The following is a 209-nucleotide window of genomic DNA, read 5'->3' on the forward strand; positions in this document are numbered from 1 at the left end:
CTACGAATCAGAAGGTTGAAGGTTCGACTCCTTCTGGGTGCACTTTTCGGGAAATAGCTCAGCTTGGTAGAGCACCTGGTTTGGGACCAGGGGGTCGCAGGTTCGAATCCTGTTTTCCCGATTAACAATGAAAATTGTTATCGCGGTGTAGCTCAGCTGGCTAGAGCGTCCGGTTCATACCCGGGAGGTCGAGGGTTCGATCCCCCCTG

Annotated in this window: 1 tRNA gene; it reads left to right on the plus strand. The window is 53.6% G+C overall.

Features of this window, described 5'->3' with window-relative positions:
• Positions 1-47: 47 nt before the first annotated feature.
• Positions 48-121, plus strand: a tRNA-Pro gene (locus tag LJE08_RS14865).
• Positions 122-209 lie beyond the last annotated feature (88 nt).

It is taken from the genome of Holdemanella sp. DFI.5.55 (genome assembly GCF_020593575.1).
Taxonomy (GTDB): domain Bacteria; phylum Bacillota_I; class Bacilli_A; order Erysipelotrichales; family Erysipelotrichaceae; genus Holdemanella; species Holdemanella hominis.